General features: G+C 68.2%; 1 pseudogene. It reads right to left on the bottom strand.

The features are described 5' to 3' along the window. Positions 1-694 (bottom strand): annotated as a pseudogene (locus ACYVDE_RS25180) (hypothetical protein); the annotation flags it as partial.

Raw genomic sequence — 694 nt, 5'->3', positions numbered from 1 at the left:
CCCAGCCAGCCGGTTACCACGGCCGGCAGCAGCAGCACCAGCGGGTCCAGCATCAGGCCGGGCCACAGCTGCAGGCTGCCGCCGTTCCATACGTACAGCAGCAGCGTGCCCACGTAGAGGCCCGCCGCCAGCACAAACGGCACCAGCCCAAAGCGGCCGGCGGGCTGCTCGGCCTGCGTGTTCAGCCAAAGCAGCGCCCGTACGTTCTCGACGCCGACCCACAGCACCAGCAAAGCCAGCACCACCGCCCCGCCCGTCGAGGCGAAAGCCGCCAGCTGCAACGTAGTTTCCTGGGCCGGCAGCAGGCTTTGGGCGTACAGCAAGCCACTCAGTCCGGCCACGATGGCCCCGATGATGAGCACGCGCCACCGCAGCGACACGCTCTCGGCAAACGCGTGCAGCCCATACGCCGCGCCCCCAATCAGGCCCAGCATCAGGTACAGAAAATACCGCTCACTGGTACCAAACAGACCCAGCGACTCGGTATTGAGCGACAGCAGCAAAAAGATGACCGGCGCCATGCCCGCCACGAAAGCCCCGCGAGCCAGTGTGCTCACCACGGCTACCCAGCCCGCCAGTGCCCCCGCCAGCAGCAGCAAAAACAGCGCCGCCGCCCCGGGCTGGGTATAGGGCCCGCCCACGTCGTGCGTTAGCGTCGTCACGAAGCCGCTGGCCTGCACCGGCAGCTGCACCG

The sequence above is a fragment of the Hymenobacter agri genome (genome assembly GCF_054778495.1).
This window is presented reverse-complemented; position numbering and strand designations above follow the sequence as displayed.